Raw genomic sequence first — 14,313 nt, forward strand, 5'->3', positions numbered from 1 at the left:
GTCAGCTTGGCGAGCCGGGTCGCGAGGCGCGGGTGAGCAACACGTATGCGCTGCATCCGAGGGCGGCGATGATGGCCGCGGTGAGCAGCGACGTCGTACCACCGGTGTCGTGTTGCGGTGCGGCGATGAGAGCGCCCATCACGGCGACGCCGAGTGTTGCGCCCACCTGGCGGACGGCGTTGAGTATGCCGCCGACGCTGCCTGCGGTTCCATCTGGCGCCGCTGACAGCACGGCAGAGATCAATGCGGGGAGGGTGAAGGAGACTCCGAACCCCACAATGGCCAGTCCAACTGCGGTCGGAATTGGCGGGAAGTGAACGGCGACGGTCACGCTGAGTACCGCGCTGCCGAACGCGAACAGCGCCAGACCGCCGATGATCGGTGGTCGTGGTCCGTAACGGGCCACGATCCGGCCCGTCAAGAGAGGGTTCAGCGCACACGGGATCGTGAGCGGCAGCAGGAACATCCCGATCTGGATCGGCGTCAGGTCGAGGTTCTGGAACAGCAGCAAGGGCAGCGCGAATATCGTGCCAGTGAGTACGAAGTTCACCGCGGCGCCGGCGATCAGCCCGGCGACGACCCCCCGCGCTCGGAGCACCTGTGGTGCGAACACGGGCGAGGCGCTTCGCCGTTCGACGATGATGAGGGCCGCCGCAACGGCAATCGCAGCCGCCCCCGACACCGTGGCGAGCACGATGTCCCGGCCGCCGAACGAGATCAGCGAGCCGCTGAGAAGGGCCAGCGTCGCGCCGGCGAGCAACTGCGCGCCGACGTCGATCCGACGTTGGGTCAGAGGAGCGGCGAATCCGGAACCGGCGACCAGTACCAAGACGATGACGGCGATCGGCACGTTGACGATGAACACGGCGCGCCATCCCGCGAACGCCACCAGCGCGCCACCGATGATGGGTCCGGAGGCGAGCCCGATACCGCTGATCGCGGTCCAGGCTGCCAGCGCTCGGGAGCGTGCGGCGGGCTCGTGGTACAGGCGGGTGATCATCGCCATCGACGAGGGGATGCACAGCGCGGCCGCCACGCCCAGCAGCGCGCGCAACGCGACCAGCAGCCCGACCGACGGCGCGAAGGCGGTCAGCAGGGACAGCAGCCCGAACCCGGCGATCCCGACTCGGAACACTCGGTGGGCGCCGAACCGATCGGCGATTGCGCCGGCCGAGAGCAAGGACGCCGCCAGCGTGATCGTGTATCCGTTCACCACCCACTGCAGTCCGCCGACCGAGGCGTGCAGAGACCGAACGATGTCAGGTTCGGCAACGGAGAGCACGGTTGTGTCGAGGAGGACCATGAAGTAGCCGAGCGACAGGCCGAGCAGTGCCCGGAAGCGTCCCGGGTGCGTCGCAGAGCTCACTGAGTGCCGGATATACGACTGGCGCTGGCGAGCGTTCACCATGTATTCCTCCCACGGAATCGAATCGAGTTCGGAGCCAATCCTGTGCGGGACGAGCGAAGTCAGCGACCGGCTGAGCCGTATGCTGATTTCGGAGATTCCGAACGGAGGTGCGTGGTGGAGCTCAGACAACTGGCGGTATTCGAGGCCATCGTTCACGAAGGAACGGTCGGCGGTGCGGCGATCGCACTCGACCGTGCGCCCTCGTCGATATCCGAACAACTGCGCACGCTCGAACAATCACTCGGCGTCACATTGTTCGAGCGGAAGTCGCGCGGTATGCAGCTGACGCCGGCCGGACAGCGGCTGCAGCGGTGGGCCCGCGGCCTTCTCGACACGGCTGATGAGGCTCGCCGTGACGTGGCCGCGACTCCGGTCGAGGTCCGGCTCGGCGCCCTCGAAACCGTCATGGCGATCCACGTGCCCCGCATGCTGGCCCGGCTCAGCGCCCGACGTTCGGGCATCCAAGTGAAGACGAGCTGGACGGCCAGCCGCGTCGCCCTCCTCGAAGACCTCGACAGTGGGGCGATCGACGCTGGACTCCTGCTCGACCTGGGCGAGGGCCTCGGTGAACTCGGATTCGAGACGCCACCAGGCGACTTCGCCTACCTCGACATCGAACCGGTGTCACTCTCCCTCGTGGTGGCGGCGTCGCATCCGCTCGCGCAATCGGCGCCGCCGGAACCCGACAACTTCGAGGTCTACCCGCTCGTCGGCACCAGCCCCGGTTGCTCGTTCTGGCTCGCGGCCGACAAGATGATCGCCCCGCGCACCCCGCGGGTCGAAGCAGGCAGCGTTGCGATCGCGAAAGCCTGGACGATTCACGGCGACGGGCTGGCGCTGCTTCCGGACTTCGCCATCACGACCGAGCTCGCTGCCGGCGAACTCGTGCGCCTTCCGGTCGAGACACCACAACTCGAACTTCGCCTGGTCTGGCGCTCCGACCGCGAAGGGCGCCCCGGCGTCCGCGAGCTCCTCTACGCGATCGCCGATCCGACGTAGAACCGGGTCCCGCCGTGCACGGTCTACGTGCTCGACGGCACGGTGCGCCCGAGAAGGGTGTCAAGCGGCTGCGAACGGCGTTCGAGGAGTTCTGCATAGGTGCCGGCGCGTTCTGCCCAGCGAAGCGTCTGTGCGCGCTCGACCACGATCTCGTTCGGGGTCGGGTTCACCGTCATGAGGGCGATGACCTCGTCGAGGAATTCGTCCAGTGGCAGGGCAGCTGGGTTGATCTTCTCCTGGCCGGCCGTTGCGACCGCCGGCGGCACGAGTTCGGTGACCTCGACACCAGTGCCGGCGAGTTGTGCGCGGAGCGATTCGGTGTGCGCGTGCACGCCCGCCTTCGACGCGCCATACGTGGGCATGGCGGGGAACGGAAGGAACGCGATGCCGGAGGTTACCGTGATGATGTCGCCGCCACCGCGGTTGATCAGGTGCGGGGTGAATGCGTCGATCACACGAATCGTGCCGAGGAGGTTGACGGTGATGGTCGTCTCGGCCTGGGCGAGATGCGCGGGGTCGCGGAGGTCCTCGATGATCATGACACCCGACATCGTCACCACGACATCGAGGTCGGGATGGTTCAGGAGAACCTCGTCACGGGCGCGGAGGACGGATGCTGCGTCGGTCACGTCGATCTCGACCGCCTCGAGATCCTCGACCCTGCCGGTGTCACGCCCCCCGACGATGACGGTGCTTCCCGCGTCGACGAAACGTCGTGCCAGCCCGAGCCCGATGCCGGACGTTCCTCCGACGATCAGAACGGTGCGATTGCTGATGTCCATGTCTGTGTTCTCTCCATGCGATGAGCGGTACGTGCCGATGGCCGGTACGTCTCACCATGGTCACCCGAACGGCACAGCTCAGGAAGGACCCCGTCGGTCCGGGGAGTGACAGGACCCCTTTCACCCGCTGCCGCACGGATATCGTGGCCGCTATGGATGTTGACGGCCAAGCGAATCTCGACGGCGAGGCGAATCGGCTCGGTGAGTACCTCCGCGCGCGGCGCGCGTTGGTCACTCCCGAACAGCTCGGGATCGCCGTCGACTCGAACCGTCGCGTGCCCGGGTTACGCCGCGAAGAAGTCGCGTTCCTTGCCGGCGTCAGTGCCGACTACTACCTCAGGCTCGAACGGGGGCGGGACAGCAACCCCTCTTCACAGGTCTTGGAGTCGTTGGCCCGTGTTTTGCGACTCGACGAAGTCGAAACCGAGTACCTGCTCGGCCTCGGCGGACCTCGCCCGCGAGTCCGGCGGCGGCGGCACACCGAGCGAGTTCCTGCGCGGTTGCACCACCTGCTGGCCGCCCTCGACATGCCGGCATTCATCGAAGGGCGGCATTTCGACGTGCTCGCCTCGAACCCGCTCGCCGTCGCGTTCTCGCCTCGCCTCACGCCCGGGCAGAATCGGCTGCGGTCCCTGCTCTTGGATCCCGAAGAGCGCGAGTTTCACGAGAACTGGGATCGGGCCGTGGTCGAGTTCGTCGCATCGTTCCGGCGCTCCATCGGCGACGACGTCACCGATGCGCGCGCGGTCGAACTCGTCGGCGAACTCTCACTCGCGAGTGCTCGATTCCGATCGCTCTGGGCACGACACGACGTGCAGCAGCTTGACGGGGGCAGCACGATCGTGAACCACCCGACGGTCGGCGAGCTTCGCCTTCACCGTGAGAAGCTTCCCATCGGCGATCTCATCCTCGTGCTCTACTACCCCGACGAACGGAGCGACAGTGCAGAAAAGCTCCGCCTGCTCGCTTCGGGCCGATCAACCGCCGCGCACCCGCGCTCCTCCGAGCGTTCGCATCCCGACGCGCAGGGGTAGATGAAGGATTGGACGACCGCCCGCTCGGAACGGCGCGAGGAGCTCACCTGGTCGGGCCGCCTCAGGATATCGGGGTAGTCGAAGCTCTTCGAGAGAGCGGCGAACGCGGCGAGCGCGGCGTTGAATGCGATCGGAAGCGCGATCAGCAGGATGCTCGCGGCAGGCGACGTCGTCATCGATGATCCTCCTCAGCCGTGCTCGCGTTCACCCCGACCAACTCGGCGCTGACCCGCCAGAGGCGCTCGGCGTCGGCGTGATTCTCGCTACTTTTCGACGAACTGACGCGCTTGCCGTTCGAGAAGAACTCGCCGGTGACCCGCCCGAGTTCGGGAGCGGAGGCCAGCCGGATCGATGTCGCTGCGCCTTGGGCGGGCGTCTTCATGAACGGCTTGATGAGCGGCACGATGACGCGCTGCACAGTTGCCGGGTCCTCGGCGCCGAACGAGGTGCGCACCACGCCGGGATGCAACGCGTTGGAGGTGACCCCGCTGCCCTGCAGCCTTCTGGCCAACTCGTAGGCGAAGAGCACATTCGCGAGTTTCGACTGGTCGTAGGCGTGGGAGCCGGAGTAGGCGCGTTCACCTTGGAGATCATCGAAGTCGATGCGCCCGGTTCGGTGGGCGTTCGACGAGACCGCGACCACCCTCGATGGCGCGCCGGCCTTCAGTCGGTCGAGGAGGAGGTGAGTCAGCAGGAATGGCGCGAGGTGGTTGACGGCGAAGGTGCGTTCGAGGCCGTCGACGGTGATGTGCCGGGTCTGCCAGAAGCCGCCGACGTTGTTCACCAGCACGTCGATGCGCGGCAGGCGCTGCAGCACCTCGCCAGCGACGCGTCGCACCTCCGCTTGCGAGGAGAGATCGGCGACGAACGCGTCCACCATTCCATCGCCGGCCTCACGGATGTCGCGTGCTGCGGCCTCGGTGCGCTGCCGATCACGCCCGATGATCGCCAGGTGCGCACCCGCTCGAGCCAGCCCGAGGGCGGTCGCCTTGCCGATGCCGCCCGTCGCGCCGGTCACGAGCACGACGCGTGGCCGGGGCCCGGGCGGAGTCGAGGCCGACGCGGCATCCGACGGGGATTCCGAGTGATCGCGGCGCTCTGCTCCTCGCGACATGGCACCTCCCTCGGCGCGGATGAACCCAGTATGCTCCGGAACTCGCCTGGCCACAGCTGCGCGTGCTCGCGGACACCGACTGTGTTTCGAGGATCACCCCTGCGCTGACCCGATCAGTTGTGGGAGATGCGAGACGGAGTCGCCGGAACCGATGAGGTCGGGGCGGCGGCATCGCCCTGGCCGTCGAGGAGCAGGCGGACTGAGATCGCGGCGACGAAGCCGAACGAGATCGCAGTCCCCACGACGAGCCGCAAGCTCAGACTCCCCAGATCGGGCCACGCGCTGACGCCGATGTTGAGCACGAGGGCGACCACGCACAGCGCAACCCATCCCGGCCTTCCATCCGACGCGAACCGGCGTGCGAGCACGATGCAGGCGACGATCCACGACACGGTCGTAATGCCGAACCCGATCTCGTGCATGATGCCGTGCCAGCTGATGTCGGGAGCACCTTGTGGCGCGCCCGGTGGGAAACCTGCACCTGCGTCCGTGACGAAGACGCCGGCGATGATCAGGCCGATGCCGTTGAGTGCGATCAGGATGGGCGCCCAGGTCGACGCGCGTCCAGGGTGGAGTCGGCGTCGCAGGCCGAGAGCGCACGCAACGTACAACGCACCCGCGAGCACGAAGCTCGAGACCTGAATCCATCCCAGCTCGCCGAGGCTGAGCAGACTCAGTGGATGACGAGTCGGATCGAACCCGTCGCGAGTGAAGGCCTGCAGCGCCCAGATGACGAGGAACACTGGTCCGGCGAGGACGCCGCAGACGAGGAGTCGGGTCGTTGTTCTCTCGCCGCGGGCAGCGGTATCGGATGTCGACATGGTGGAACCCTTTCCCGAGCCCTCGTACCTCCGATGGAGGACGGAAGCTCGATGCTCAACAGTGAACTAAGAAGTTCAGTATTGCAGACTGAACCAATTGGTTCAATGTCGAGGGGTCGCGACTTTCAGAACGACTGCGCCAGGCGACTGAGTCCCTCGATGATCGTGGTGGGCGCGTAGGTGGTGAACGAGAGCCGCAGCGCGGTTGGGTCCGGTCGATCAGCGTAGAACGGCGCTCCCGGCACGTACGCGACCGAGTGCTCGATCGCCCGGTCCAGCTGGTGCGACGCGTCATGCCCGTGCGGCAGCGTGACCCACACGAACATCCCGCCTTGCGGGATGGTCCACGTGCTGCCGGCTGGAAGCGTCGCGGGCAGCGCGCCGAGCATCGCGTCGCGACGCTCGCGGTACGCTGCGCGGATTCGGCCGAGCACGGCCTCGAGGGTGCCGCCGCGCACGTAGTGCGCCGCAGCCGCCTGGTCGACGGTCGACGTGTGCAGATCGGCGGCCTGCTTAGTCACAACGACGGTCGAATGGAGATCGGCTCGAGTTCGGATCCAGCCGAGGCGAAGTCCAGGTGCGAGGATCTTGGAGAAACTGCCGACGGTGATGACGTGCTCGATCGAGAGGGCGGCGAGATAGGGCAGCGGTTCGCCCGAGTACCGCAACTCGCGGTAGGGCTCGTCTTCTATGATTCGGAATCCGTGGGTGGCAGCGAGCCGAGTGAGGCCCTCGCGCGTCCCGAGGTCGAGCGTGGTGCCGGTGGGATTCTGAAACGTCGGCACCGTGTACATGAGCTTGGGGCGATGCTGCAGGGCCAGCCGGTGCAGGGCATCGAGGTCGATGCCGTCGGCATTCACCGGGATGCTGACAACGCGCGCGCCCGCGAGGGTGAACGCTTGGAGTGCGGCGAGATAGCTCGGGCGCTCGACGAGCACCGTGTCGCCCGGATCGAGCAGTGCGAGCGCCAAAAGGCTGAGCGCCTGCTGCGACCCGGTCGTGATGAGGATCTCGTCGCTCGTGGTCGGCAGGCCCTGAGCGGTGTACCGATCGGCGATGAACTCGCGAAGCGCGACATTTCCCTCGGTCGTCGAATACTGCAAGGCGCCCGGATCGGCGAGCACAGCATCGAACGAGCCTCGAAGCCCGCCGAGATCGAAGAGCTCCGGCGCCGGCAGTCCGCCGGCGAATGAAATGATGTCGGGGTTCTCGGTGAGCGCGAGCAGATCGCGAACCGGAGAGCGCGTCGTGCCGCCGGAACGTCGAGACAGTTGGGGGAGCGGAGTCGGAGTCGGCATGAGGACCTTGTCGGCAGAGTGACGGAATCGCTGGATCAGGCGGCCGCTGATCGTGTCACTGGCCGGTGGGGCACGTCATCGTGGTGGGATGGCGGTGTCGAAGCTTTACGGTACAGAATGTATCGTATGGCGGCAATGACATTGGGGCGACCACGGCACGAGAGCATCGACCGCGCAGTTCTCGATGCTGCCGCGCGGATCATCGAACTCGAGAACTATCGGGCGCTCACCATCGGCCGCGTCGCCAAAGACGCCTCGACGACGCGTGCTGCCGTGTACCGGCGATTCAGCACCACCGCAGAACTCGTCATCGCAGTGCTGAGCGACCGGTTCGGCACCGACCCCGGCGTCGACACCGGCGACCTCGAGACCGACCTGCGAACCATTCAGCATCATCGCCTGGAACTGTTCAACCACCCGCTGATCGCTCGTGGTCTTCCGGGACTGATCGATGATCTCTCGATGCAACCCGACGCCGCTCAGCGCTTCTCCGCCGAGTTCCTGGGGCCCCGACGCATGGCGACGACTCGCGCCGTGCATCGTGCGATCGATCGTGGCGAGCTCGATGCATCCGTGGATGTGGAGTGGATCAGCGACCTCCTCACGGGGCCGTTGCTGATGCGAGCGCTGCTTCCGGGCCTTCAAACGATCGACTCAGCGCTGATCGAGCACACGATCAGGGTCGCCCTCAGCGAGCTCACCGAACTCGGCGCGAAGGAGCGCTCGCGATAGTCCTCTGCGATCTCATCGCACAGCGTGACCGAACCCGAGTCATGCGGGCTGGTGGGTCAGCCGAAGGGCACCGCTTCGAGCACCGTGACCTGCACGGTGCGGTTCGGCGCCTCATAGGCGACGGAGTCGCCGACGTACCGGCCGATGATCGCCGCGCCGAGCGGGGAGGTCGGTGAATACACGTCGAGGTCGACGCTCCCATCGAGGTCGGCGAGCTCGCGACTGCCGAGCAGGAAGCTCGTCGGCTCGGCGTCGCCGTCGAACCGCACCGTGATGCGCATACCGGGCTCGACGAGCCCGTCGTCGGGCTTGAGACCCACCTCCGCGTTGCGCACCATCGCGCGAAGCTCAGTGGCGCGCGCCTGCTCAGTGGCGGTCAGTGTTCGTCCGGGCCGGGAGAGTTCGGCGAGTTCCGCTTCGAGCCGCTCCAGTGCGGCCGGCGTCATCCATACGGATTCCATGGTCATCGGGGAGTTCCTCCCTCTCGGCGACCCCGCGGAGTCGTCTGGCAAAGAACTTCCCATCTTAGCCGAAGTGCCGGAGAGCGGCATCCGAAACCGCTGGCGTCGCTCTACCGGCTCAACCAGGCGATCAATGTTCCGATCGCGGTGAGGAGGATCAGAGCGATGAGCCCGTAGCGCCGTATCTGCACCGCGAGCAGCGCGACCGACGGGCGCCGGCGTCGTCGACGCCGGCGCCGTGGCGCGCGAGGGGGTTCGGGCGGAGTGCTCAGTTGGCGCTCGGCACGATGAGACCGCTCGTCGCGGTGCGAGCTTTGGTGAAGCGGGCCTGCACGTCGGCCCAGTCGACGATCTCCCAGAACGCCTTCACGTAGTCGCCGCGCACGTTGCGGTAGTCGAGGTAGTACGCGTGCTCCCACACGTCGAGCTGCAGCAGCGGGGTCACGCCGAGCGGCGCGTTGCCCTGCTGGTCGAAGAGCTGGAAGATCACGGGCCGGGCGCCGACGCTGTCCCAGGCGAGCACCGCCCAGCCCGAGCCCTGCACGCCGAGTGCGGTCGCCGTGAAGTGGGCACGGAACGTGGCGAACGAGCCGAAGCCGTCGTCGATGGCCGCCGCGAGCTCGCCCTCGGGAGAACCCCCGCCGTCGGGCGACATGTTCTGCCAGAAGACGCTGTGGTTGATGTGGCCGCCGAGGTTGAATGCCAGGTCTTTCTCGAGCTTGTTGACATTCGCGAGGTTGCCGCTCTCGCGGGCCTCCGCCAGCTGCTCGAGCGCGGTGTTCGCGCCGGTCACGTAAGCCTGATGGTGCTTGGAGTGGTGCAACTCCATGATCGTCGCCGAGATGTGCGGCGCGAGCGCTGAGTAGTCGTAGGGCAGGTCGGGCAGTGAGTAGGCCGGCATTCGGATGCTTCCTTTCGATGTGCCGATCACGTTTGAGAGCGGCGGTGGCGGGTCAGAGCTCGGGGATGTCGTGGTCGAGGCGGTGGAAGCGGCGATCGCGGTAGACGAGCGACGGCGCTGCGGGCCCGAGGAACACCTCGAGCACCTCGGCGACGACGAGGGACGAGCCGCCGACCGGCACGGTCTGCAGGGTGCGACAGCGCAGCGCAGCACTCGCGTCGGCGAGCCACGGCTCACCGGTCTCGAGCCACGACCACCCCTGTTCGGTCGTGAACCGGGGCGCGCCAGAGTGCGCGAACGCGCGGGCGACGTCGACCTGATGTGCGGCGAGGAAGTGCACGACGACGGTCTCCGCTGCGAGCAGCGCACCGGCCGAACCCGTCGCTCGCGTCACCGAGAATGAGAGCGCGGGCGGGTCTGCTGCCACCGATGCGATGCTCGACGCGGTCAGTCCGACCGGTCCGTCGGGCGTCATTCCGGTGATCAGGCCGATGCCGGCGGGGTGCCCGCGGAAGGCGGCCTTGAACCCGTCGGCGGTGGCGATCGGGTCGCGCACTGCGGCGGCATCCGTCATGAATGCGACGCCTGCGGGGGGAGCGCGGTGATCACCGGGTGGTCGAAGCTCAGCATTCCGGTCTTGGCGGCGCCGCCGGGGGAGCCGAGCGCCGACGCCGAACCGGGGGTGATCTCGAAGAACTCGACGTTGGCCTTGTAGTAGTCGGCCCACATCTCGGGCAGGTCGTCTTCGTAGTAGATCGCCTCGACGGGGCACACCGGTTCGCAGGCACCGCAGTCGACGCATTCGTCGGGGTGGATGTAGAGCGAACGTTCGCCCTCGTAGATGCAGTCAACGGGACACTCGTCGATGCACGCCTTGTCTTTCACGTCGACGCACGGTAGCGCGATCACGTACGTCACGGGGTGATCACCGACTTCACGATTCGCATACCTCTACCGTAAAACCTCAAGTAGCCTTGAAGTCAAACGAGGGGGCCGGATGTCGCAGCAAGACGAGCACGCGACGGCGACGTCGACGGCGCGACATGCGCCCGACGAGCTGATGACCGTCGGCGAGATGAGCCGGCGCACCGGCGTCGCACCGTCGGCGCTTCGATTCTACGAAGACCTCGGCCTCATCGCCTCCCAACGCACGGGCGGCAATCAGCGGCGCTATGCACGACACATGCTGCGGCGCGTCTCGCTCATCTCGGTTGCGAAGCGGCTCGGCATTCCCCTCTCCGACGTGCAGACGGCGTTCGAGAACGTGCCGCTCGACACGACGCCGAGCCACGAGGACTGGCAGCGGGCCTCACGCCGCTGGAAGCGACAGCTCGAAAAGCGCCGCCACGGCATCGAACGCCTCGAGCGCGAACTCACCGGATGCATCGGCTGCGGGTGCCTCTCGATGAAGGCGTGCGGATTGCTGAACCCCGACGACGCACTCGGTGACGACGGGTCGGGCCCCCAACGGCTCTGACCCCCTCGGCGAGAAGGTCGGCGCCTCAGACCGCCGCGACGAGACGCGTCACCTCGGCCAGCACCTCGTTGTTGTACGTCGCGTCGGCACGATCGGTGCGCGTCATGATCGCGAGGATCAGGGGCTCGGCGCCCGGGCGCCACAGCACACCGGCGTCGTTGACCACCCCGTAGTCGCCGCCGCCGGTCTTGTCCGCGAGCTCGAACGGAGCAGTGAGGCCGGCTCGCATCCGGGCGCCCGATGTGGTGTTGCGAAGCATCCACTCCTGGAGTCGAGCGGCGGCGAGCACACCGGCGCGCTGCTCGAGGATGAGCGCCCGGTACAGGCCGGCGATGTCGTCGGGGGTCGACGTGTCGCGCTCGTCGCCGGGCAGCGCGTCATTGAGCTCGGGTTCCCACCGGTCGAGTCGCGTCGCCTTCGCACCGAGTGAGGCCGCGAACGAGGTGATCGCCGATGGGCCACCGAGCTCGCGGAGCATCAGGTTGCCGGCCGTGTTGTCGCTGAAGCGCAGTGCTGCGTCGGCGAGTTCTTCGGGTGTGGCTTGATACGTCGTGGTCTTGTCGAGCACGTTCGAGTTCTCGACGATGTCGGCGCGAGTGAAGGGAATCGGCGTCGCCCAGTACTCCTCGTCGTAGCCGCGCGCCTGCACGAGGGCGGCTGCCGCGAGGGTCTTGAACAGGGAGCACATCGGGAAGAGCTCACCGCCGCGGTACCGGAATGAGCGTCGCGAGTCGTGCCAGAGAGCGGTGACGCCGATGGTGACGGATGTCGCGCGCTCGAGTTCGGCGACCGCCCGCGCCAGTTGGCGGTGACCGCCGACCGCGGGCGAGGGCGGTGCGGCGAACGCCGGCGGCGGCGAGAAGACGGCCGCGGCTGCCCCGGCGGTGGCAAGGCCGCCGAAGGCCAGCAACGAGCGGCGTGAGACGGGGGATGTCGGTCGATTCGTCATGTCCGGAGTCTGACCCGCGGTCGGCGATGCAGGCAAAGGCGGGAATGCGGCGATCAATGCAAGAATCGCATGCATGTCGCGACACCTCGATCTGCGAGCCGCGTGCGAGGCCTTCGTCTCCGTCGCCGAGCACGAGAGCTTCACGGCCGGCGCGACGGGTGCGGGGGTCACGCAATCCGTGGCGAGCCGCCGCGTCGCGGCACTCGAACATCACCTCGGGGCGCGGCTCTTCGAACGATCGTCGCGGCGGGTGGAGCTGACGGCGTTCGGTCGCGGTGTGCTGCCGAGCGCCATCAAACTCGTCGATGCGGCGCACGAGCTCTCCGACGACGCGGAGCGATCACGTCGGCTTCCAGTGACGGTCGGCGTGCCGCATCGCATCGACGAAGTGGAAGCGGCGAAGCTGACCTCCGGTGCAGCGCTCCGGTCGATGAACGTGGAACTCGTTCCCGCTCGTCCCGCAGAACGGGCCGAGTCCCTCGCCGCCGGGCGCACGACGCTCAATCTCGAGCCCATCGCGCCCGACCGCGCTCAATGGGCGGAATCACTCGGCGTCGCGGGGTCGGCGCCCCCCCCCCACGACCGGGAGTTCTATTTCGCCGAGCTTCGTCCGCGCCGGGGCATCCGTCGCATCGCACGACTCTGGTTGCAGCCCGAAGACGACGTCCCGCACGTGCGGGACCGCCTGGAACGAGTGAGGAACGGCGCCGGACTTGCGCCGGCACAGCTCCGGATCTCGCCATCGAACATCAACGCGATGGCCGCGGTGCTCGGAGGTGAAGACCTCGTGCTCTGCACCCTGACAGAGGGCGAGTCGTTCGGCCTCCGGTGGCGGGCACTCGGCGACCTGCATCTCGTGCGCGGATACGCCCTCGCCTCCCGTGAGGGGCAACTCGCGTCGCGGTTCCTCGATATCGCCCGCCCGCACATCGCCGCGCTGCTGCACTCGAGCGAGGTCGGCGGTCCCGCCGCCCCCACTCCGCTGGCGAAGAGGCCTTCACGTGGACACTGACCGGGCAGTACTTCGCGAAGCAGCCGACGTGCTCAGTGGGGCGGGCCTGCGCGCGTCGATCGCCGTGCGCGACCTCGGCACCGGACGGGAGCTCTCGCTGGCCGCGGACGACGCCTACCCGCTCGCCTCCGTCGTCAAGCTTCCCCTCGCGCTCGCCGTGCTGCAACGCGTCGCCGCCGGCACGATCGACCCGGCGCGCCCGGTGACCCTCGACCCGGGCGATCGCACACCGGGCGTCACCGGCTACTGCCGATTCCGGCACCCGACGATCGTCTCGGTCGAAGACCTGCTCTACATGGCAGTGTGCCTGAGCGACGATACGGCGGCCGACGCCTTGTTCGCACTCTGCCCGCCCGACGTGGTCACGGCGTCGCTTCGCGAGGCCGGCATCGCGGGCCTCACCGTGCGCCATTCGATCCGAGAACTGCATCTCACGCTCGCCAGCACGCTCCCGCCCGAGCAGATGCCGCACGCGCTCGAACTCGCGATCCGGGCCTCCACGCGCGGCGGCGGCCACCTCATTCCACAACTCGACGTGTCGAGCGCGAACGCAGGCACCGCGAACGCTTGCGTCGAACTGCTCGATCGCATCTGGCGCGCCCCGTCGCTCAGTGGCCAGAAGGATCGGCTGCGAGGTCTACTGGGCATGAACGTCATGCGTCACCGGCTCGCCCCCGACCTGGAATCGGATGACGCGGTGTGGCACTCCAAGACCGGTACGTTCCTGCATCTGCGCCATGAGGTCGGCGTGCTCGAGCATGCCGACGGCGGCGTCTTCGCGATCGCCGTGCTCAGCGAGTCATCCGTGCCAGCGCAGCGTCAGCCCGCAGCCGAGCAGGCTCTCGGCTTCGCCGCGAAGCTCCTGCACGACCGGGTGCGATCAGCGGCCTGACCGAAGTGTTCGGCGACTCGCGCCGCTGCGCGCGTCGGCTGCCGCCCGGGCATCGGCGACGCGGTACCCCGACGCCCGCAAGGCCACGTCGGTGAGGATCGCGCCTCATCGACGGCAGGTGTCGCGTAACCCATGGGTTGCGAGACAGAAGATGCGTTACTGAGGTATCTCAGCGGCATTCTCGCTGACCAGCTCAGCAGAAACCGTACGATCAAACCTCCCAGTCTGAGCGATAGCGGCGCGCGGAGAGCAGTTCGGACCAGTCTTCATCTTCGGCGCTCTCATCGGCGCGGTCGCCACGAGCGCCGCCGACCAACTCGCCGCGAACGCAGCACTCGGTGGCCTTGCCGAAGGGCCGAACCCTGCTCTCGGCTTCATCGCGATCGTGCTCTGTATCTTCGCTCAGGTGTCATCCAGGCCGCATTCGGGCTCG

General features: G+C 67.6%; 16 protein-coding genes. 6 read left to right on the plus strand and 10 right to left on the minus strand.

Features of this window, described 5'->3' with window-relative positions; genetic code table 11:
- Position 1: 1 nt before the first annotated feature.
- A complete protein-coding gene (locus AC1C2T_RS15080) occupies positions 2-1,408 on the minus strand; it encodes an MFS transporter (protein WP_495385848.1) in 1,407 nt (468 codons plus the stop codon).
- Positions 1,409-1,519: 111 nt separating this feature from the next.
- Between AC1C2T_RS15080 and AC1C2T_RS15085 the strand changes: the two genes are divergently transcribed.
- A complete protein-coding gene (locus AC1C2T_RS15085) occupies positions 1,520-2,407 on the plus strand; it encodes a LysR family transcriptional regulator (protein WP_495385849.1) in 888 nt (295 codons plus the stop codon).
- 23 nt (positions 2,408-2,430) lie between these two features.
- On the opposite strand, the gene AC1C2T_RS15090 is transcribed toward AC1C2T_RS15085, so the two are convergent.
- Positions 2,431-3,189 (minus strand): SDR family oxidoreductase, encoded by a 759-nt coding sequence (locus tag AC1C2T_RS15090; RefSeq protein WP_495385850.1) that lies wholly within the window; start codon positions 3,187-3,189, stop codon positions 2,431-2,433.
- Between the two features lie 152 nt (positions 3,190-3,341).
- Here AC1C2T_RS15090 and AC1C2T_RS15095 point away from each other — a divergent pair, with 152 nt between their 5' ends.
- Positions 3,342-4,223 (plus strand): helix-turn-helix domain-containing protein, encoded by an 882-nt coding sequence (locus AC1C2T_RS15095; RefSeq protein ID WP_495385851.1) that lies wholly within the window; start codon positions 3,342-3,344, stop codon positions 4,221-4,223.
- A gap of 172 nt (positions 4,224-4,395) precedes the next feature.
- On the opposite strand, the gene AC1C2T_RS15100 is transcribed toward AC1C2T_RS15095, so the two are convergent.
- From AC1C2T_RS15100 to AC1C2T_RS15110, 3 genes are all read right to left on the minus strand, one after another.
- Positions 4,396-5,337, minus strand: coding sequence for an SDR family oxidoreductase (locus tag AC1C2T_RS15100; RefSeq protein WP_495385852.1), 942 nt, complete (start codon positions 5,335-5,337; stop codon positions 4,396-4,398).
- Between the two features lie 113 nt (positions 5,338-5,450).
- A complete protein-coding gene (locus AC1C2T_RS15105; protein ID WP_495385853.1) occupies positions 5,451-6,158 on the minus strand; it encodes a DUF998 domain-containing protein in 708 nt (235 codons plus the stop codon).
- 125 nt (positions 6,159-6,283) lie between these two features.
- Positions 6,284-7,456: an aminotransferase-like domain-containing protein gene (locus tag AC1C2T_RS15110; protein WP_495385854.1), complete on the minus strand. Its 1,173-nt coding sequence runs from the start codon at positions 7,454-7,456 to the stop codon at positions 6,284-6,286.
- A 126-nt stretch (positions 7,457-7,582) separates the two neighbouring features.
- On the opposite strand from AC1C2T_RS15110, the gene AC1C2T_RS15115 reads away from it, so the two are divergent.
- Positions 7,583-8,188 carry a TetR/AcrR family transcriptional regulator gene (locus tag AC1C2T_RS15115; protein ID WP_495385855.1) on the plus strand — a complete coding sequence of 202 codons (606 nt, stop codon included), beginning with the start codon at positions 7,583-7,585 and terminating at the stop codon, positions 8,186-8,188.
- Positions 8,189-8,244: 56 nt separating this feature from the next.
- Here the strand turns inward: AC1C2T_RS15115 and AC1C2T_RS15120 are convergent, their stop codons facing one another.
- The 4 genes from AC1C2T_RS15120 to fdxA form a co-directional block, all read right to left on the minus strand.
- Positions 8,245-8,655 carry a GreA/GreB family elongation factor gene (locus AC1C2T_RS15120; RefSeq protein WP_495359721.1) on the minus strand — a complete coding sequence of 137 codons (411 nt, stop codon included), beginning with the start codon at positions 8,653-8,655 and terminating at the stop codon, positions 8,245-8,247.
- Positions 8,656-8,917: 262 nt separating this feature from the next.
- Positions 8,918-9,550, minus strand: coding sequence for a superoxide dismutase (locus AC1C2T_RS15125; RefSeq protein WP_495385856.1), 633 nt, complete (start codon positions 9,548-9,550; stop codon positions 8,918-8,920).
- Positions 9,551-9,602: 52 nt separating this feature from the next.
- Positions 9,603-10,124 (minus strand): flavin reductase family protein, encoded by a 522-nt coding sequence (locus AC1C2T_RS15130; protein WP_495385857.1) that lies wholly within the window; start codon positions 10,122-10,124, stop codon positions 9,603-9,605.
- A complete protein-coding gene (gene fdxA, locus AC1C2T_RS15135) occupies positions 10,121-10,468 on the minus strand; it encodes a ferredoxin (RefSeq protein WP_495385858.1) in 348 nt (115 codons plus the stop codon). The genes AC1C2T_RS15130 and fdxA overlap by 4 nt, the downstream gene beginning before the upstream one ends.
- Positions 10,469-10,547: 79 nt before the next feature.
- On the opposite strand from fdxA, the gene soxR reads away from it, so the two are divergent.
- On the plus strand, positions 10,548-11,027 hold the full coding sequence (soxR, locus tag AC1C2T_RS15140) for a redox-sensitive transcriptional activator SoxR (RefSeq protein ID WP_495385859.1): 480 nt from the start codon (positions 10,548-10,550) through the stop codon (positions 11,025-11,027).
- A gap of 25 nt (positions 11,028-11,052) precedes the next feature.
- Here soxR and bla read toward each other — a convergent pair whose 3' ends face one another.
- Complete coding sequence (gene bla / locus AC1C2T_RS15145; protein WP_495385860.1) at positions 11,053-11,976, minus strand: class A beta-lactamase; 924 nt, start codon at positions 11,974-11,976, stop codon at positions 11,053-11,055.
- A gap of 73 nt (positions 11,977-12,049) precedes the next feature.
- On the opposite strand from bla, the gene AC1C2T_RS15150 reads away from it, so the two are divergent.
- Entirely contained in the window at positions 12,050-12,988 is a 939-nt protein-coding gene (locus AC1C2T_RS15150; RefSeq protein ID WP_495385861.1) for a LysR family transcriptional regulator, read from the plus strand.
- Positions 12,978-13,880 carry a serine hydrolase gene (locus AC1C2T_RS15155; RefSeq protein ID WP_495385862.1) on the plus strand — a complete coding sequence of 301 codons (903 nt, stop codon included), beginning with the start codon at positions 12,978-12,980 and terminating at the stop codon, positions 13,878-13,880. Before AC1C2T_RS15150 ends, AC1C2T_RS15155 begins: the two co-directional genes overlap by 11 nt.
- Positions 13,881-14,313: the final 433 nt, after the last annotated feature.

The sequence above is a fragment of the Agromyces sp. Y558 genome (genome assembly GCF_059445415.1).